Source organism: Bradyrhizobium sp. P2_E8 (assembly GCF_056403875.1).
In genome coordinates this window covers 1-18214 of the sequence record NZ_JBFUES010000038.1, presented here as the reverse complement: position 1 = coordinate 18214, position 18214 = coordinate 1, and the positions used below count along the sequence as shown (strand labels likewise).

Genomic DNA, 18214 nt, shown 5'->3' with positions numbered 1-18214 from the left:
GGCCTCGCCCACCTTCCTTGCGGCATCGGCCTTGGATATCCCGCGCATCTCGAGGCCGAAGGCGATGTTCTCCTCGACGGTCAGATGAGGAAACAGCGCGTAGTTCTGGAACAGCATACCGACGTTGCGGCGATGCACCGGAACGTCCGTCATCTTCTTGTCGTTCACGAAGACGTCGCCGGATGTCGGACGGATCAGCCCCGCGATCATACGCAGGCAGGTCGTCTTGCCGCATCCGCTCGGACCGAGCAGCGCAACCATGTGGCCCGGCTCGATCGTGAGCGAGACATCGTCGACCGCGACGGTGCGGTTGTATTCCTTGCTGAGGCGGTCAAGCCGGACTTCGGAGGACCTCATGGCACCCTGCCTTAGCTCGTGAACACCTGATTGTAGCGTTCCAGCCACGGACCGCGGCGCGGAACGATGAACTTCCAGTCCGGCGTGAACAACCCGAGATCGGTTGCCTTGCTGTCGGGATAGGCAAGGAACTTGGCCGTCTCCGGCTTGAAGTCGATACCGCCCACCGAGGGCGCGCTGAGAGTCTGCTCGGACAGCATCTTGGCGACCGAGGGCTCCAGGATGCGGTTGATCAGGGCACAGGCGAGCTCCGGCTCAGGCGCATTCTTGACCAGAGTCATGCTGTTGATGCCGGTGAACGCGCCTTCCTTGGGGAAGGTCATGTCGATCGGCATGCCCTTCGCCGTGTGCGGATAGATCGCCTTCGAATATTCGATGCCGCCGATGGTCGCCTGCCCCTGTGCCACCTGAAGCACCTGCGCCTCGCTGTCGTAGATCGTCAGGACGTTGGGCTTGAGCATTGCGAGCTTGTCCCAGCCGCTATCGACCAGGTATTGCGCCTCCTTCAGCGGCTTGCCCGTCGTGAGCGCCGTCGCCACGATGAGCATCAGCACGCTCTGGGTGTTTTTGGGCGTATTCAGCAGGATCTGCTTGCGATACTTGGCGTCGAAGATCTGCTCGTAGCTCTCGAGCGACTTCGTCACCTGCGGATTGATGAACATGGCCGCGCTCGAAATCGAGAAGCCGACGCCATAATCCTCTTCGAAGAGATAGCGCGGGTAGACCTTGGCAAGATTCGGAATCTTGGCGGCATCGAGCTTGTCGATCAGCCCTTCCTGCTTGGCCTGGGGAATGCCGACGTCGTCCATCATCATCATGCTGAAGCGCGGCGTGTCGCGGGTCGCGCGAAGGGCGGCGATGTTGGAGAGCGTCGCGCCTTCGATCGTGAAGACGCGGCACTTGAACTCGGCCTCGAACTTGGGAATGACCTCTTTCTGGATAAGCTTGCCGAGCGCCGAATTGTAGACGCCGACATGCAGTTGCTTGGCATCCTGCGCCGACGCCCGGCTGATGATCGTCGGGAAGGCGATCGCAGATGCACCGGCTTTAATGAGAGTCCTACGTGTCAGCTTCATGGGTCCAATCTCCATCTACCAATGCACATCAGGCGGCCAGCGCGCGGCGAAGGCCAACGCCTCAGAACGAGCGGTACGGGCGAGTATTCGGAATTCGCCAGCCACATCGTGACCGGGTAGTTGTCGAAGGACACCATGAAGGCGAACAGCCCGCCGGCGGCGACGCCGGAGGCGATCTGCGGCAACGTCACCCGCCAAAAAGTCGTCAGCCGGTTTGCGCCGAGGGTGCGCGCGGCATCCTCCAGGTTCTCATCCACGAGCTGAAGGCTGGTAACCACTGTTCGGATCACATAGGGCGACGTCACGACCACGTGCCCGATGAGAAGGTTTAGCCGCGCATCCTGCGAGCCGAGCTTGGTCAGGACCTGAAGCARCGCGAGGCCCGTGACCAGCGCCGGGAAAATCAGCGGCGACAGCAAGAACCCCTTGATCGCTGCCAGTCCAAAGAACCTGCCCCGCACCAGCGCAAAGGCCGCGGGCACGCCGAACAGGAGCGAGCCCGCCGTCGTGCCGAGGGCGAGCAGAATGCTCAGCCTCATCGCCTCGAGGAAGTCTCGGTCCTGGAGAACCTTGGCGTACCATTTCAGCGTGAAGCCTTGCGGGGGGAAGGTCACGAAATAGGAATCGGAGACCGACACCGCCATGACGAGGAGCAGCGGCGCCAGGATGAACAGCATCATGMCGGCGGTGATGGTGTAGAGGATGAAGGCGCCGAAGCCTGAAAACCGCTCGTCCATCAGTCGGGCCTCCTGAGACGCCGGCCTTCCAGAAGCCACATCGAGACGCCATTCACTGCGAGGACGAGGCCGACGAGAACGACGGCAATCGCAGCGCCGAACGGCCAGTCGTAGACGACGAAGATCTGCTGCTCGATCAGATTGCCGAGCATCACTGCCGAGGCACCGCCCAGGATCGCGGGGATGACGAAGGAGCCGGCCGTGAGCGAGAATACGAGGGTAAAGCCCGCCACGAAGCCGGGCATGCTCAGCGGCAACGTCACCCGGAGGAACACCCTCCACCACGGAGCGCCAAGCATGCGGGCGGCATCTTCGAGATTGGGATCGATCTTGCCGAGCGCCGACGCCAATGGCAGCACCATCATCGGGAAGAACACGTGCAGCGATCCGATGACGACGGCCACTTCGGTGTAGAGAACCGATATCGGTGCGTCGACGACGTGCAGCGTCATCAAGATCCAGTTCAACATCCCTTTCGGGCCGTTCTGGAGCACCAGCTGCCAGCCGTATCCACGAACGACGACGCTGACGATCAAGGGCGCAATGACGATCAGCGTGATGATCCGCGTGACCATCGGACGGCTCTTGACCATCACCAGCGCAACCGGATAGGCGAGCACGGTCGCGAGCGCCGAGGTGATGATGCTGATCCGCAGCGTCGTCCAAAGCACGCGCGCATAGAGCTCGACGTTGATCAGACGCACGTAGTGCGCGAGCGTGAACGGGCGCCCGATGATGCCGCGGCTGTCCTGCGTTTGGATGCTCGAGAGCAGCAGCCCCAGCGCCGGATAGAAGAAGAAGTATGTAAGAAATGCCAGCATCGGGACGGCAAGGAGCCCGACCGGCAAAGCCAGGCGCCACCCCGGTCGCCGCCGGGCTGCCGGAGGAGCTTCAACGCTCAAAATCGCCACCGCATCGTCGCTGGTGGTCATCGCTGGCCGTCCTCGACTGCGCGATACCAAGGCAATACCCCTCTTTGCACAAAGCTTATGCGTCGGCACCCTACAGGACCAAGAACATCTTCGTTTAGGGGCATCAGGAAGGATTATGACAATTGGTTCGGCAACTGCTCCGATCTTGGTCGACGAATGCCGCTGGCTGCATCTTTGGTTCTCCGCCGAGGGCCAAGCCCCCTGACATATCGACGCGTCAGCGCAGGCTTTCGCAGAAGTTCGCGATACGCCGGCAGCCTTCCTTGAGCGATTCGGTATCGGTCGCGTAGGAAATGCGGAAGTACGGGCTCATGCCATAGGCGCCGCCGGGCACGGCCGCGACATGCTGCTCTTCCAGCAAAGCCGAGATGAAGTCGGAATCGGTTTCCAACCGCCGCCCGGCCTTGGTGGTCTTGCCGATACAGCCGGCGATGTTCGGGAACACGTAGAAGGCCCCTTGGGGCTTGTGGCAGGTGATGCCGGGGATCTGATTGAGCAGCTTGACCACCAAATCGCGCCGGTCGCGATAGATGTCCGCGCGCTCCTTCAGGAACTCCTGCGGCCCATCCAGGACCGCAACCGCCGCCGCCTGGCTCAGGGTGCAGATTCCACCGGTCGCCTGACCGTGGACATTGTTCATCGCAGCGATCAGGTCCTTGGGGCCGCCGCAATAGCCGACCCGCCAGCCAGTCATGGCGTAGGCCTTTGACGCGCCGTTCACGGTCACGACACGGTTCTTCAGTCTCGGTTCAACCTCCGCGATGGTGCAGAATTCGAAACCATCATAAGTGAGGTGCTCGTAGATATCGTCGGTGAGAATCCAGACGTCGGGATACTTCAGCATGACGTCGGCGATCGCGCGCATCTCGTCGCGCGTGCACGCCGCGCCGGTCGGATTGTTGGGAAAATTCAGGATCAGCCACTTCGTCCGCGGCGTGATCGCCGCATCCAGGTCCGCCGGGCGGAGCTTGAACTGGTTGTTCTCCGGGCACGGCACGGCGACGGGCGTCGCCTCTGCAAGGAGAACGATGTCCGCATAGGTGATCCAGCCGGGCGCGGGAATGACGACCTCGTCGCCGGGATTGCAGCTCGCAAACAGCGCGTTGAAGATGATCTGCTTGCCGCCGTTGGCGATCAGGATCTCGTCGAGGGCGTAGTCGAGATTGTTCTCGCGCTTGAACTTGCGCTGGACCGCGGTCCGCAACGCGGCAGTCCCCGGCTGCGCCGGGTACTTGGTATCGCCGGCCAGGGCGGCCCGATGTGCGGCCTCGATCGCATGCGGCGGCGTCGGAAAATCGGGCTCGCCGGACGACAGGCCGACGATCTTGACGCCTGCGTCGCGGAGCTCGCGCGCCTTGTCCGTCATCGCCGCCGAGGCCGACACCTTCACAGTCTTGAGGCGGTTTGCGAGTTCAGGCATTGTCAGCTCCACTTCTCATTTCTTTCAAACGCGCGACCTCGGATCGGCTCGCAAATCGCAATTCGCCAATGACCTGGAACGTGGGTACGACCTCGATCATCGCGACGTTCATCCGCGCCGGCGATCCCACCGCGAACGCAATGGCATCGGCGATGTCTTCGGACTGGAGCGTCTCGAAGCCGCCGACGAACCGGGCATCCGGATTGTCGGTGGCGTTCTGGTTCGGGAAGATGCTCGTCGCCACACGCCCGGGCGAGACTTCGGTGACGCGAACGCGGGTGCCGTAGAGGTCGACGCGCAATTGCTGCGAGAGCGAATTAATGCCCGCCTTCGTCGCGTGATAGGCCACGGATGAGTTGAAGGTCGTGGCGTTTTCGCCGAAGGCGTAATGGCCCGCGATCGAGGAGACGTTGACCACGTGGCCACGGTTGCGCCTCGCCATGCCAGGTGCGATCAATCGCGTCAGGTGCAGGACCGCGCGCAGATTGACGTCGACCAGCGTATCGACATCATCCGATTCCATCTCCAGGATATTGCCGCGCCGCGACTGGCCGGCATTGTTGACGAGAACATCGAATTCGGCCGAACCGGCAAGGCGCATCAAGGCGTCGTAGTCGTTCACGTCGACCGCACAGGCGCGGCATCCGGTCTCGGCCGACAGGCTGGCTAGCCGGCGAACATCCCGCGCCAGCGCGTGGACCTCGAGCCCCTCGGCACGGAGGCGACGAACCGTCGCGGCCCCAATTCCCGAGGACGCGCCCGTCACCAACGCCGTTCGGTAGTCCGAAAATCCCATCCGCAGGGCTCTCTTGCAGTCAGGCCGAGCGGCGGGAAGTTACGTGCGGAGATCGGCGCAGGCATACAGCGGATTTGTTCTGCCCTCATAAGGACATCCAATATCCCGGCCTTAACTCGTCGGGTGCACGAGCCATAAGCCCACCCGATGCAGGCAGAGTGAATTTCTCTTACTCGTCCTCGCGCGTATCGCCCTACATTTTGCAACGCTCTTCTCACCCACGGGAAACGGACCAGAATGTTGGAAGTCGGCAATCGGATCGTCATGGTCTCCGGAGCTTCGCGCGGCATTGGACGTGCGGTCGTCGACCGGCTACTGGCGTCGGGCTTCCGCGTATCGGCGGGGCTTCGCGACCCGAGCCGCCTCGCCGAGAGCGAGAGGCTCATGACGTACCGCTATGATGCCGAAGACGTCAGGAGCCCGATCTCCTGGGTCAACGCGACGGTCGCTCGGTGGGGCGGGATCGACGCCATCGTCAACGCGGCCGGCATCAATCCGAAGGTCCGGGTCTCCGACGAGGGCGAGAACGAGCTCGATGAAATGTGGCGCGTGAACGTCAAGGGGCCCCTGCGCCTCGTCAGGGCCACCCTGCCCCATCTGGCCGTGTGCGGACATGGCCGGGTCATCAATCTGGGGTCCCTCGCCGGCAAGCGCGTGGGAAGCAATGTCGGCTATGCCATGACCAAGTTCGCTGTCGTTGCGCTCACCCACGGCATTCGCCGGGAGGGACGTGCGGCCGGCATCCGGGCGACGGTGATCTGCCCGGGCTATGTTGCCACCGACATGACGCTGAACGACGACGAGATTCCCCGCCACGAGATGAGCCAGCCGGGCGACATCGCCCGCCTGGTGGAAACCGCACTCATGCTGCCGAACAACGCGTCGGTCTCCGAGATGCTCGTGCACTGCCAGTTCGAACCGATGCTTTAAAACCCGGGCGCGACGATGACATTCGCAGCGGGTGAGCAAATCGCCGGCGACCCGAACAAGTCCGGCCCTGGGCCCTATCACCGCCCAAGCAATGTCTTGATGCCGGCCAAACCGATCCGCAGGAAGGGGTCTGAATGGATGTAGAAATATTTGACGCCCCGGTCGCGCCAGAACGGTAGTTCGTCAGACGTCACAAGTGTCCCGGCGACCTTGCCGGCGGCGCGGATCTTCCTGACCGCAAGATCGACCCGCTCGACGACGGCTTGGGGTCTCGGCTCTCCGAAGGGCGGAGCCGGCGGATAACCCATGTTCTGGGACAGGTCGCCAGGCCCGATGAAGAAAACATCAATGCCTTCCACCGCGAGCAAGGAATCGATGTCGTCAATCGCCCTCGGCGTTTCGATCATTGCAACGATCAACCGCTTTTCGTGGTCGGCAGGGCACGCGTAGCGCACGGCGTCGACGATCGCGCGCGCCTGGTCGGCAGTATCGACCATTGGCGCCATCAGGCCGTCGGCGCCGGCATTGAGATAACGGATCAGAACCGGCCGTTCATGCGAGTGCGGACGGACGATGGCGGCGCCGCCCGCGCCGCGAATGGCCTGGGCCGTCACACGCACGTCCTCAAAGCTCCAGGTCCCGTGCTCGCAATCGACGAAGATTGCATCCGCACCGAGTTCGACCAGACGGACGGCCAGGCCCGCCGAAGCGTGATGCGGTGTAAGCATCGTGACCGCCTCGCCCTTGGCAAGGCGCTCGCGCAGTTTGGCTCCATTCATGGGAGATCCTTCTCTGTCAGGTCTTTGGCTTGTCGCTCAGCCCTTCTGGCGCACCGACCCACCGGGCCATCTCGATATCGGCCGAGGTGTCGCGCATGAAGGTTGGGCAGATGTGCAACTCCGGGATCACGGCGCCCTTCTGCAGGCTGGCGCAGAGCAGCACGGCGCGCGCAACGTCGTGYGGGTGAAGCATCACGGCCCGCTCGCCTTCGAGCGGCGGCCGGGCGCGATTGTCCATGATCGGGGTATCAGTCTCGCCGGGCAGGATCGTCGTCGCGCGAATGCCCTGGTTGCGATAGGTGTTGTGCAGGAAGGTCATGAAATTCTTCACGCCGGCCTTGGCCGCGCCATAGGCCGCGCCGCCGAGCAGGTTCGGATTGACGACCGCGAGCGACGACACCGTGATCACCGTGCCTTCCTTCCTCGCGATCATGTCCTCGAGCACGGCCTGGGTGAGGTTGAACACGGCGGTGAGGTTGACGTTCACCGTGGCGTTCCACTCGGCCTCGCTGATGAAGCGCGCGTTCAGCACCTTGCTGGCACTGCCGGCATTGTTGACGAGAATGTCGATCGGTCCGACATTGCTCTTCACCCAGGCAACCGTCTCCAGGATCGCGTCCCGGGAACCGACATCGAACGCGCGGGCGATGGCCTTGCCGCCCGCCTTCTCTATCGCCGTGACGACCTCCTCGAGCGGGCCGATCCGGCGTCCTGTCAGGATAACCCTCGCACCTTCCTGGGCGAGCAGGATCGCGATCTCGCGTCCGATCCCCGTTCCCGCGCCGGTGACGAGCGCGATCTTTCCGTCGAGCAGACTCATGACTCTCCTATTCGGCGGCCGTCGCCGCCAGGCTTGAGCGCTGATGGCCGTAAATCTGCCTCGCGGCCTGCGGCGTGATCAACCCTTCCGCGAGATCGAGCTCGATCGCGGCCGCGGAGCGCTCCGACGTCTTGCCCCAGCCGCCGCCTCCCGGCGTCTCGACCTCCAGGCGGTCACCCGTCTTCAGGACGACCTTGCCCTTGGGAAATTGCGGCTCGCCGTTCTTGTGCACCTTGCCGGCGCTGCCGGACCGGCCTCCGACGACCCCGAAGCAGGGATGACGCACCCGCTCGGAGGCAAGATAGATGTTCATCGGATTGCGCCCGAGATTGCGCAAGATGACGCGCTGGCCAAGCCCGCCCCGGCTTTTGCCGGCGCCGCCGGAATCCGGAATCAGCTCCTTGCACTCGGTGAGCGCGGGGACGGCGATCTCGAACATCTCGATCGCTGTGACCCTGCAATTGGACGGGAAGCTCAGCGTGTCCAGACCGTCGAACTCGGCGCGGGCGCCCTGCCCGCCGTGAAAATTCTGCACCGAGCCGTATTGCGTGCCGTCGTCGCGCCGGCCGACGCAGTTGGCGGCCCAGATCGGCGCGCCGCCGCTGTCACCCATCACCTTGACCGGCACTACGCCTTCCAGCGCCTTGAAGATCAGCGAGGGAATGACGTGGCCGATCAGATTGCGCGAATTGCCTGCCGTCCATTGCTGCGGATTGAGGATCGAGCCAAGCGGCGCCTCGTCGGTGATCGGGGTGATGCAGCCCTCGTTGTTCGGCGTATCCGGGTCGAGCAGGCATTTCAGTGCGTAGACCGAATGGGCGTAGCGGTAATTGGTCCGGCAGTTGATGGAATGGAGCACCTGGTCTGACGTGCCGGCATAGTCGACGTGGATGGAATCGTCGCGGACGATGACGGAGGCCTTCAAGGTCACATCGGTGTCGTAGCCGTCGAGCAGAACCTCGGCGGAATAGGTCCCATTGGGCCATTGCCGGATCGCCCGCCGCGTCTGCGCCTCGGATCGCGTATGGATGGCGTCGGCCAGTTCGTCGATGCTGTCGAGGTCGTATTCGTCGAGGAATTTCACCAGTTCGCGGCCCATCACATTGTTGGCCGCGACCATGGATTCGAGATCGCCCATCACTTCGGTCGGAAGGCGAACGGAGGCGGCGATGATGTCGAGCACATCCTGGTTGGGGACGCCGGCCTTGTGCATCTTCACGATCGGGAAGCGGATGCCCTCCTCGAAGATGTCGCTGGCCTCGGAATGCAGGGGCGCGCCGCCGATGTCGGGCAGATGCGCGATCGAGCCGGCATAGGCCACGACCTTGCCCTTCTTGAAGATCGGCGTGATCATGGTGACGTCGGGCAGATGCCCGGTGCCGATCTCGGGATCGTTGGTGGCGAGCACGTCGCCTTCTGCCAGAGCCTCGGCCGGAAATTTCGGCAGGAAGTATTTTTGCGCGGCGACCGGGAGCGAGGTGATGAACACCGGGATCGACCAGGTGCATTGCGCCAGCGCGCGGCCGCGGCTGTCGAGCAGTACGGTCACATAGTCGTGGTTCTCGCGCACGATCGGCGAAAACGCGGTGCGGCCGAGCACGATGTCGGCCTGGTCGGCGATGAAGATCAGGCGATTCCACATCACCTGAAGATTGATGGGATCGTTGAAATCGGCCGCGTTCACGGACATGGATGCGTCCTCCTCAGGCGAGGTTGATCACGAGATTACCATTGATGTCGATGTGAGCGGTGCCGCTCGGCCCGACCACCGCCGTCGACTCGCGCTGCTCGACAATGACCGGTCCCTTGATCTCCTCGCCGACCGGCAGCTTGTAGTGATCGTAGACCGGCGTCTCGACGAAGCCATTGCGCTCGCTGAAATAGACCGAGCGGGTGCCTTTCCTGGCCTCGGCGGCATGCCGTGCGTGCGGCCGGGTCACCTGGTCCTTCCGCCCGCTCGAGCGCAGACGCCAGGTGATCACCTCGACCGACGAGCCCGCGACGATGCGGCCGAACAGCTCGCGGTAGAGCTTGTAGAAATTGGCGAGGAGCTCTTCGTGGAACTGCTTCAGCGCCAGGCCGCGATCCGGCAGTGCGACCGTGATTTCGTGGCCCTGGCCGACGTGGCGCATGTCGACAGTGTAGGTGTTGGTGATGGTCTCCGGCGCGACGCCGGCGGCGCGGACGACTTCGGCCCCCTGGGCCGCGAGATCGCCGAGCAGGCGGTCCATCGCGACAAAATCCCAATTGTCGACCTGCATCGGAAAGCTCGCGGAGAGGTCGACCGCGACCGGTGCGATCAAGAGGCCGATCGCGGAGGTGACGCCGGCGCCCGTCGGGCAGATGATGCGCTTGATGCCGAGCTTGCGGGCGATGCCATAGGCGTGCACGGGGCCCGCGCCGCCGAAGGCCACCATCGGCAGGCTGCGCGGATCGACGCCGAGGTCGGTCGCATGCACCGCCGCCGCCTTGCTCATGGATTCATTGACGAGATCGTGGATGCCCCAGGCACAGCGAGGCACGCTGACGTCGAGCGCGGCTGCGAGCTTCGCCATCGCCGCTTGCGCGGCGTCCTTCGAGACCTTGAACGAGCCGCCGACGAAGGACTCCGTGCCCATGTAGCCGAGCAAGATATCGGCGTCGGTGACGGTCGGCTCGGTGCCGCCGCGCTGGTACGCGGCCGGGCCCGGCATCGCGCCTGCCGACCGCGGCCCGACGTCGAGCAGGCCGAGCCGGTTCCTCGCCGCGATCGAACCGCCGCCCGCGCCGATCTCGATCATGCGGATCGACTGGATCTTGAGCGGAAAGCCCGAGCCCTTGCGGAAGCGATGGTAGTGCGCGACCTCGAGATCGGTGCCGACCGTCGGCTCCCCATTCGGGATCAGACACAGTTTTGCGGTGGTGCCGCCCATGTCGAAGGACAGCACACTGCCCTCACCGGCAATGCGGCCGAATTCGGCGGCTGCCACCGCGCCTGCGGCAGGGCCGGATTCGATCAGGCGCACCGGAAGCTCCGCAGCTCGGCTGCTCGGCACGAGGCCGCCCGACGAGGTCATCCAGAGCACCTGGCGATTGATACCCCTGGCCGCAAACTCCCGTTCGAGATGCGCGACGTGTCCCGACATCTGCGGTCGCGTATAGGCGTTGACGACAGTGGTCGAGGCGCGGTCGAACTCGCGCACCTCGGGGCACACCTCAGAGGACAACGACACGAAGACGTCAGGGTCCTCTTCGCGCAGCAGCGCTGCGATACGCTGCTCATGGGTCGGATATTTGTAGGCGTGCAGCAGGCAGACGGCGACGGATTTGATGCCTTCCTCGCGCAACCTCCCGGCGATCTCGCGGACCGTCTCCTCCTCCAGCGCCGTGATGACCTCGCCGTCGGCGGACATGCGCTCGACGGCGCCAAAGCTGTTGGCGCGCGTCACCAGCGGGTCGGGATACTTCAAGTTCAGATCGTAGAGGTCATAACGTCCTTCGTTGCGGATGCGCAGCATGTCCTGGAAGCCGGCGGTGGAGATGAAGCCGGTCTTGACGCCCTTGCGCTCCAGCACCGCGTTGGTGACGACAGTGGTCGCACCGAGCACCTGAAGTCCTTCGAGATCGACGACATCGCCGAATTGCGCGAGCAGCTCGAAGACGCCGCGAACCACGGCCTCGGCCGGATTGGTCGGTGTGCTCAGCACCTTGTGGAGATGCAGTTCGCCGTTGTCGTCGAGCAACGCGAAATCGGTAAAGGTTCCCCCGGTATCAAATGCGAGCTTGGCCATCTGTTTCCTCGAAGAGATTGTCTTCGAGCGTAGGAAATGAGGTTGCGGCCGGCCACCACAACTCCAGTCTGCCGCCATAGGTTTTGTTTATGGCCTGACGACGTCGGCGCGATACAGCCGCCGCACATGCCGGTGCCGGGCTTTGACGTCCAGCGGTATTGCTTAGACCGCCTTGATGCCCTGCGGATGGCCGCGCATCAGCTTCTCGACCACGGTCAGGAGTACCGATCGTGTGGCAAGCGCGGGCTCCGACAGCGGCAGATGGTCGGAGATGCACAGGGAGACGGTCGCCTCGATCGCGGGCCGCACCAGCCGCCGCACCTCGACCCCACCAAAGCTCGACGCGGTCGCTGCGACCGAGGCCGGCAGGATGGTCGAGCCGAGCCCCTCGGTCACGGCCGCGCCGAGCGCGGAGACGGATTCGATCTCAGAGACGACATTCGGCGTCACCCGCGCTCGCGCCAGCGATTCATCAATCAGGCGCCGTAGGAAATGTCCCTGGCTCGGCAGCAACAGCTTGACGTCGGCCAACGCAGACAGCGGCAGCGGTTCGTCCGTCGGCTTTTTCACTGCCGCCCCGGCGCGCGAGACCAGATACAGCTCCTCGCGAAACAGCGGCTGGAGCTTGACACCCTTGATCGGGCCGGAGCCATAGATCATGGCCATGTCCATCTTGCCGGTCATAATCAGCTCGCTCAGCACATGGCCGAAGCTGTCGTTGATGTGGACGATGATCTGCGGATGCAGCGTCGACATTTCCTTCAGAATCGGCAGCGACAGCGTGCTCGACGCCGAATAGGTCGCAAGCCCGATCGACACCCGCCCTGCGAGCGCCTTGGTCGACTGATCGATGTCGATCTGCGCCTGCTCGATCTGCTTCAGCAGCAATTGCGCATGGCGATAGAGGATGAGGCCGGCCTCGGTCGGGACGATGCCGTGATTGCTGCGCAGGAGCAGCTTGTGCTTGAAATGACTCTCGAGCGCCGCGATCTGCTGCGACAGCGCCGGCTGCGCCGTGCGCAACAGGCCGGCGGCGCGCGAGACGCTGCCGGCATCGACCACCTTGACGAAGCTCTTCAGCTTCCTGAAATCGACGCTCATCTGTGTCGAACGCTGGTCCTGAAAACGCGGGCTGGTTCGCCAATATCTCCCATCTAGACCGTTGATTTCAATGATATTCTTGCCGGCCTCTCGCTTTCGGCCCGGTCCGGGCGTACCGGCGTCAGCGTAGCGCCTTGCAGGCCTTTTCGATGCGGTCGCAGGCGTCCTTGATCGCGGCCATCGAGGTCGCGATCGACAGACGGAAATACGGCGAGAGCCCGTAGGCCGCGCCCTGCACGGCGGCTACGCCGACATCGTCGAGCAGATAGAGCACGAAATCGAGATCATTCTCGATGACCTTGCCGTCAGGCGTGGTCTTGCCGATCACGCCGGCACAGCCGGGATAGAGATAGAAGGCTCCATCAGGCACCAGACAGGACAGGCCGGGGATCGCATTGAGCCGTGCGCAGGCATAGTCGCGGCGCTCCTTGTAGAGCTTGACGCTGTCGCGAACGAACGACTGGTCGCTGGTCAGCGCATGGGCGGCCGCGGCCTGGCTGATCGACGATGGGCACGACGACATCTGCGATTGCAGCTTGTTGATGGCGGCGACCAGCGGCGCGGGACCGGCGGCATAGCCGATCCGCCAGCCGGTCATCGCATAGGTCTTCGACACCCCGTTGGCGAGCAGGACGCGGTCCTTGAGCTCGGGTACCGCGGCGGCAAGCGTCGTCGCCGGCTCGTCGCGGTACCAGATCTGGTCATAGATGTCGTCCGAGAGCACGAGGACGTCGGGATGACGCAGCAGCACGTCGCCGATCGCCTTGAGGTCTGCGCGGGAATAGGCCGCGCCGGTCGGGTTCGAGGGCGCATTCAGGATCAGCCAGCGCGTCTTCGGCGTGATCGCGGCTTCCAGCGCCTCCGCCGTCAGCTTGAACCCCTGGTTCTCGGAGCAGCGGACAATGACGGGCTTGCCGTCATTGGCGATCACCATGTCGGGATAGGAGACCCAATAGGGCGCGGGAATGATGACCTCGGCGCCCTCCTCCACGCTCGCCATCAGCGCGAGGAACAGGATCTGCTTGGCGCCGCCCCCAACGCAGATCTCGTTGTCGGCATAGTCGAGGCCAAGGCGGCGCTTGTAGTCGGCGATGATCGCCTTGCGCAGGGCGACAGTGCCGTTGACGGCGGTATATTTGGTCTCGCCGCGATCGATCGCCTCATGCGCGGCCGCCTTGACGTGATCCGGCGTGTCGAAATCAGGCTCGCCGATCGCCATGTCGACGATGTCGCGGCCGGCGGCCTTCAGCTCGCGCACGCGGGCGGACGCCGCCGTGGTCGGAGATATCTTGATGCGCGAGACGCGCGCGGCCGGCACGAAGATCGTCACTGTTGTCGTCCTTTGCGTTGCGAATGCCGTCCACCTGCCGGGCGGACGCCTAGATCAATGTTCGACGTCGGTCTCACCGCGCATGCGGCCGGTGAGGAAGAGCTCGCCCAGCTCGTCATGGGTGATGTCGGCGGGACGCCCGTCCCAGATCACCTTGCCGAGCCGCAGGATGACGGCGCGCTGCGCCACGGCCATGGCCTTCTTGGTGTTCTGCTCGACCAGCAGAATGGTCTGGCCGGCCGCGTTGATGCGCAGCAGCTCATCGAACACGATTCCGATCGCGGTCGGCGATAAACCGACCGAGGGCTCGTCGACGAGCAGGATCTTTGGCCGCTGCAGCACCGCCATCGCGACTTCGAGCAGCTGCTGTTCGCCGCCCGACATGTTACCGGCCAGCGTGTTGCGGCGCGTCTTCAGGATTGGGAAGAGGTCGTAGACATAATCCCGCTCCGCTTTCACCTTGCTGTCGCGCAGCGTATAGGCGGCCATCTGGAGGTTCTCGTCGACCGTCATGACAGGGAAATTGCAGCGCCCCTGTGGCACCCAGGAGATCCCTTCGGCGAGGATCGCGCGCGACTTGAGTGCGCTGATGTCCTTGCCCTGCCAGTTGATGCTGCCGCCCTTGACCGTCGTCATGCCATAGAGCGTCTTCAGAAGCGTCGACTTGCCCGCCCCGTTCGGCCCCATCAGCGCGACGAACTGTCCCTGCGGCACGTCGAGATCGACGCCGTTGAGGATGTCGAGCGAGCCGTAGCCGGCGCGCAGGCCCTTGATCGAGAGAGAGGGTTCAACCACCGAGATAGGCCTCCCGCACTGCCAGGTTCCGGACGATCTCGTCGGGCGTTCCTTCCGCGAGCTTGCGGCCCTGGTCGAGCACAACCACCCGCTTGCACAGGCTCGTGACGACGTCGATGTTGTGCTCGATGATGAGGAAGCTGACGCCGAACGAGGTGTTGGCGAGGCGGATGCTCTCGACCACACGCTCGATCAGCTTGGGATTGATGCCGGCCATTGGCTCGTCGAGCAGAATGAGCTTCGGCTCTGGCATCAGCATCGAGGCGAACTGGATCAGCTTCTGCTGGCCGCCCGAGAGCTTGCCGGCCGGCTGGAAACGCACGTCCCAGAGACCGGCGATCCTGATCAGCTCGCGTGCCCGTTCCCTGAGCGCCGCGACGCGATTGCGCGCGGCGGCGCCGATCCCGAACGTCGACCAGATGCCGGGAAAGGTGAACATCTGGCCGGCGATCACGAGGTTTTCCTCGATGTCCAGCGCGGAGAAAACCACGGTCTTCTGGAACGAGCGCAGCATGCGGCCTTCACGGGCGATATCGTTGAGCGACCAGCCCGTGATGTCCTGACCGTCGAGCTTCACAGCTCCCGCGCTCGGTCTTGCGAGCCCGGTCACGCAATCGAAGAAGGTGGACTTTCCGGAGCCGTTGGGGCCGATCAAGCCGCAGATCTCGCCGCGGTCGACATGCAGATCCACCCCGTCCACGGCGCGCACGGCGCCGTAGGACTTGCAGAGGCCGGAGATATCGAGGATCGGCAGCCCGTTCATTTGCGCTTCTCCAGGAATGACCAGAAGCGGCCGATCAGCGGCGCGAATCCGCTGGGGAACCAGAACACCAGGCCGAGCAGGAAGAAGCCATAGGCGATCATGCGCAGCTCCGGGGCGACGCGCAGCGCTTCGGTGAGCCCGACGAACAGCAGGCTGCCGAAGATGACGCCCGAGATGGTCCCCGCCCCGCCGCCGAGCACGATGATCAGCATCGTCGTCGAATAGTACATCTGGAAGGTCAGCGGGCTGACCACGGTCAGATAATGCGCATAGAGACTGCCGCCRAGCCCCGCAAAGGCAGCGCTGATCATGAAGACGACGAGCTTGTAGTGCCAGGTCGGAATGCCAACGGATTCGGCAAGCGTCTCGTTCTCGCGAATGGCGATCATGTTGCGGCCCGCCGGCGACCGAACGATCAGGTAGACGGCCAGCGTTGCCAGCGCAGCGATGACGAGCGTCAAATAGTAGAAGGCGACGGTTCCGGAGACCGTGAACGAGGCGGGCCCCAGCGCGAAATAGGGTTTTGGGATCCCCGCCAACCCCATGTCGCCGCGCGTCAGGCTGATCCAGTTCTTAGCGATGGCTTGGCCGATGATGACGAAGCCAAGCGTGCACATCACGAACGACGTCGCACGTAGCCTCAGAGCGGGAATTCCGAGCGGCGCCGCAATTGCGCCCGTCACAAGGGCGGCGGCGAGGAAATTCAGATAGAACGGCGTGCCGAAATGGACTGCCAGCAGCGCCGACGTATAGGCCCCAATGCCGAAGAACGCCGCCTGCGCCAGCGACAGCAACCCGGTGTATCCCAGCAGCAGGTTGAGACCATGGGCCGGCAGCAGGAAGATCAGCGCGATGATGATCGCGTGCAGCGGGTAATTGCCGAGGAATAGCGGTGCGACGCATGCCAGCGCGACGAGCGCGAGGCCAAACGGAACGCGAAAATCCCGTCCCGTCGCAGCAACTGGGAGTTCGGCTGGTGCCATGGTCTGGTCTCGGACGATCTCAGTCATGTCACATCCATGGTAGTCAGAAGCGGGCCTGCGCGGAGAAGAGCCCGTGCGGACGCCACATCAGCACCAGCATGAGGGTCGCAAATCCCACGGTGTCGCGGAACTGCAGCCCGACATAGGTGGCAACCAGGCTCTCCGCGATACCGAGGATCATCGCCGCGACGAACGTGCCCCGGACGTTGCCGAGTCCGCCCATGATGATGACGGGCAGCGTCTTGAAGGTGATGAGCTCGCCCATGCCGCCGTAGACGCTGACGTTCACGGGCGCAGTCAACACGCCCGAGAGCGCCGCCAACCCAGCCCCGAGGATGAAGGTCCAGAGCGCGATGTGACGGACGTCGATACCGACCACAGCGCAGCACTCGATGTTCTGCGACACCGCGCGCATCGCCTTGCCCATCCGGCTGTAGGTGACCATCAGCTCGAGGCCGACGAACACGATGAGGCTGACGATGATGATCAGGATGCGCTGCTCGGCCAGTGTGAAGCCGAACAGCGTCACCGGCTCGATATAGCCGCCGGAGAAGAACTTGTAGCTGCCGCCGAACACCAGGATGACGGTGTTCTGCAGGATCAGCGCGACGCCGAGGGTCGCGAGCACGCCGGCCTCGGCCGGCGCTCCGACGATCCGCTGCATCACGAAATTGCCGACCACGACGGCGATGACGGCCGTGGCGACCACGCCGATCACGACTGCTACCGGATAAGGCAGGTCGAAATATTCGATGGCGAACCAGGCCCCGAAGGTGCCGAGCATATAGTATTCGCCATGCGCGAAGTTGATGGCGCGCAGCACGCCAAAAATCATCGTCATGCCGACGGCAACGATCGCATAGACCGATCCTGATACGATGCCGTTAACGACCTGCTCTATGATCGTGTAGAACATGTGCGTGGCGCCTTATTTGGGATAATCGATCTCGGCCGAATAGGCTCCCTTGATGGCCGGCTTGCCGTTCTCGATCTCGAGCAGGATCATCGGCAGGCGCGCCTGATTGTGATCGTCGAAGGTCACCTCGCCGACCGCGCTCGCATAATGGATCTTGGACAGCGCGGTGCGGACCTTCTCGCGGTCGATGCTCTGGGCCTGCTCGATCGCCTTGGCCAGAAGATGCGTCGTCTCCCAGTGCACATAGGCGTGGTTGTTGGGGGCTTCACGGAACTCGGCGGTGAACTTGTCGACGAACGCCTTGCTTTTCTCCGACTCGTAGGCGGGAAGCCAGGCCGCCGCCTCGATCGCACCTTCGAGCGCCTTCGGCGCCGCCTTGATGGTCTTCTCGGTATTGAACTCGGCATTGCCGATCAGCGGAATCTTCCCTGCGATCCCGACTTCCATCATCTGACGCCCGACGATGGGCGTGGAATCGGCGTTGCCGTACATGATGATGGCCTGGGCGCCGGAATCGCGGATCTTGGACAGCACGCTGCGGAAATCCACTTCGCCCTCCTTGTAATAGTCTTCCGTCAGGATCTGGCTTTTGAAACGAGGAAGGTACTTCTTGGTGAACTCAATGGCCGCGCGCCCATAATCGCTGTCGACCGAGAGCACGGCGTATTTGGTAAAGCCCTTCTTCTCGGCGGCGTATTGCAGCACGATC

General features: G+C 63.6%; 18 protein-coding genes. 1 reads left to right on the top strand and 17 read right to left on the bottom strand.

All coding sequences use genetic code 11. The features are described 5' to 3' along the window. The 6 genes from AC1D00_RS03905 to AC1D00_RS03880 form a co-directional block, all read right to left on the bottom strand. Positions 1 to 357: ABC transporter ATP-binding protein (locus tag AC1D00_RS03905; RefSeq protein ID WP_477009737.1), on the bottom strand; the 357-nt coding region annotated here is incomplete at its 3' end. 11 nt (positions 358 to 368) lie between these two features. Further along, entirely contained in the window at positions 369 to 1433 is a 1065-nt protein-coding gene (locus AC1D00_RS03900) for an extracellular solute-binding protein (protein WP_477009736.1), read from the bottom strand. Continuing rightward, on the bottom strand, positions 1430 to 2170 hold the full coding sequence (locus AC1D00_RS03895; protein ID WP_477009735.1) for an ABC transporter permease: 741 nt from the start codon (positions 2168 to 2170) through the stop codon (positions 1430 to 1432). The genes AC1D00_RS03900 and AC1D00_RS03895 overlap by 4 nt, the downstream gene beginning before the upstream one ends. Then, entirely contained in the window at positions 2170 to 3102 is a 933-nt protein-coding gene (locus tag AC1D00_RS03890) for an ABC transporter permease (RefSeq protein WP_477009734.1), read from the bottom strand. The genes AC1D00_RS03895 and AC1D00_RS03890 overlap by 1 nt, the downstream gene beginning before the upstream one ends. Before the next feature lie 217 nt (positions 3103 to 3319). After that, complete coding sequence (locus tag AC1D00_RS03885) at positions 3320 to 4522, bottom strand: pyridoxal phosphate-dependent aminotransferase (protein ID WP_477009733.1); 1203 nt, start codon at positions 4520 to 4522, stop codon at positions 3320 to 3322. Then, positions 4515 to 5318, bottom strand: a complete 804-nt coding sequence (locus AC1D00_RS03880) for an SDR family oxidoreductase (protein ID WP_477009732.1) — start codon at positions 5316 to 5318, stop codon at positions 4515 to 4517. Before AC1D00_RS03880 ends, AC1D00_RS03885 begins: the two co-directional genes overlap by 8 nt. A gap of 237 nt (positions 5319 to 5555) precedes the next feature. Here AC1D00_RS03880 and AC1D00_RS03875 point away from each other — a divergent pair, with 237 nt between their 5' ends. Beyond that, entirely contained in the window at positions 5556 to 6248 is a 693-nt protein-coding gene (locus tag AC1D00_RS03875; protein WP_404554936.1) for an SDR family NAD(P)-dependent oxidoreductase, read from the top strand. 77 nt (positions 6249 to 6325) lie between these two features. Here AC1D00_RS03875 and AC1D00_RS03870 read toward each other — a convergent pair whose 3' ends face one another. From AC1D00_RS03870 to AC1D00_RS03820, 11 genes are all read right to left on the bottom strand, one after another. Next, positions 6326 to 7027, bottom strand: a complete 702-nt coding sequence (locus tag AC1D00_RS03870; protein ID WP_477009731.1) for an HpcH/HpaI aldolase family protein — start codon at positions 7025 to 7027, stop codon at positions 6326 to 6328. Between the two features lie 16 nt (positions 7028 to 7043). After that, complete coding sequence (locus AC1D00_RS03865; RefSeq protein WP_404554934.1) at positions 7044 to 7847, bottom strand: SDR family NAD(P)-dependent oxidoreductase; 804 nt, start codon at positions 7845 to 7847, stop codon at positions 7044 to 7046. Between the two features lie 7 nt (positions 7848 to 7854). After that, on the bottom strand, positions 7855 to 9537 hold the full coding sequence (locus AC1D00_RS03860) for a hydantoinase B/oxoprolinase family protein (RefSeq protein ID WP_477009730.1): 1683 nt from the start codon (positions 9535 to 9537) through the stop codon (positions 7855 to 7857). A 13-nt stretch (positions 9538 to 9550) separates the two neighbouring features. Next, positions 9551 to 11617, bottom strand: a complete 2067-nt coding sequence (locus AC1D00_RS03855) for a hydantoinase/oxoprolinase family protein (RefSeq protein WP_477009729.1) — start codon at positions 11615 to 11617, stop codon at positions 9551 to 9553. Positions 11618 to 11779: 162 nt separating this feature from the next. Next, positions 11780 to 12718 carry a nitrogen assimilation transcriptional regulator NAC gene (gene nac, locus AC1D00_RS03850; RefSeq protein WP_477009728.1) on the bottom strand — a complete coding sequence of 313 codons (939 nt, stop codon included), beginning with the start codon at positions 12716 to 12718 and terminating at the stop codon, positions 11780 to 11782. A 121-nt stretch (positions 12719 to 12839) separates the two neighbouring features. Continuing rightward, the gene (locus AC1D00_RS03845) at positions 12840 to 14048 is read right to left on the bottom strand and encodes an aspartate transaminase (protein ID WP_477009727.1); all 1209 of its coding nucleotides are present in this window, start codon (positions 14046 to 14048) and stop codon (positions 12840 to 12842) included. Positions 14049 to 14102: 54 nt separating this feature from the next. After that, on the bottom strand, positions 14103 to 14843 hold the full coding sequence (locus AC1D00_RS03840; RefSeq protein ID WP_477009726.1) for a branched-chain amino acid ABC transporter ATP-binding protein: 741 nt from the start codon (positions 14841 to 14843) through the stop codon (positions 14103 to 14105). Then, entirely contained in the window at positions 14836 to 15606 is a 771-nt protein-coding gene (locus tag AC1D00_RS03835) for an ABC transporter ATP-binding protein (protein ID WP_477009725.1), read from the bottom strand. The genes AC1D00_RS03840 and AC1D00_RS03835 overlap by 8 nt, the downstream gene beginning before the upstream one ends. Next, positions 15603 to 16589 (bottom strand): branched-chain amino acid ABC transporter permease, encoded by a 987-nt coding sequence (locus tag AC1D00_RS03830; protein ID WP_477009738.1) that lies wholly within the window; start codon positions 16587 to 16589, stop codon positions 15603 to 15605. Before AC1D00_RS03830 ends, AC1D00_RS03835 begins: the two co-directional genes overlap by 4 nt. A 43-nt stretch (positions 16590 to 16632) precedes the next feature. Beyond that, on the bottom strand, positions 16633 to 17505 hold the full coding sequence (locus tag AC1D00_RS03825; RefSeq protein WP_477009724.1) for a branched-chain amino acid ABC transporter permease: 873 nt from the start codon (positions 17503 to 17505) through the stop codon (positions 16633 to 16635). A gap of 12 nt (positions 17506 to 17517) precedes the next feature. After that, positions 17518 to 18214: ABC transporter substrate-binding protein (locus AC1D00_RS03820; protein ID WP_477009723.1), on the bottom strand; the 697-nt coding region annotated here is incomplete at its 5' end.